General features: G+C 68.5%; 1 protein-coding gene. It reads right to left on the reverse strand.

Annotation, left to right across the window (positions count from 1 at the left end; all coding sequences use genetic code 11):
- The coding region (locus FPZ47_RS27810; RefSeq protein WP_210420053.1) for a hypothetical protein at window positions 1-608 on the reverse strand (608 nt) is incomplete at its 3' end.
- Window positions 609-677: the final 69 nt, after the last annotated feature.

The following is a 677-nucleotide window of genomic DNA, read 5'->3' on the forward strand; positions in this document are numbered from 1 at the left end:
CCGCCGCGGGCGCGCAGTGCCAGCACGTCGCCGGTCTCACCGCATACGCCCACCAGCGGCGACAGGGCGGTCTGCCCGCTGCGCGAAAACGCGCTGCCTTCCTTCCCCGGTCCGTAGGTCGCCACCCGGGTGGCGTCGGGGTCGATGGTCAGCCGGTCGCCTTCAGGGGCTGCGCCAGCCGCCCAGGCCCGGCGCAGCATCACCCGGTTCACCGCGGCGGCTTTGGCCACCCGGCCCAAATCCGCGCCCGCCAAAAACCGCCACAACGTGGGCACCGACGGCAACGGGTTGGTTCCGCGCAACACTGCGGTCGCCGGGTCGGCCAACAATGCCCGATCCGACAAGAAATCCCCACCGGCCAGCAGCGTCTCGGTCAACGCCCGGTAACACTGCCCACCGCTATAACCGCCCGGCCCGATCTCGCGCAACCCCCGCCGATCGGCCTCGGCGACCACGTTGAGCCGGTCCAGCAGCGGACCCCACAACGCCACCCCCGCCACCGACGTCAGATCGTCTTCCGAGGCGGTGATCAGCGGGTGCGGCACCGGGTGTTTCGGACTCGCCAGCACCACATCATCGACATCGAACAACAAACCGGTAGCATTCACCTCGCGGGTGCCCTTCTGCTCGGGACATCATGACTTCTACCATCACGATTTTCCCTTGCACGAAGGGCA

This window comes from Mycobacterium helveticum, from assembly GCF_007714205.1.
Lineage (GTDB): Bacteria > Actinomycetota > Actinomycetes > Mycobacteriales > Mycobacteriaceae > Mycobacterium > Mycobacterium helveticum.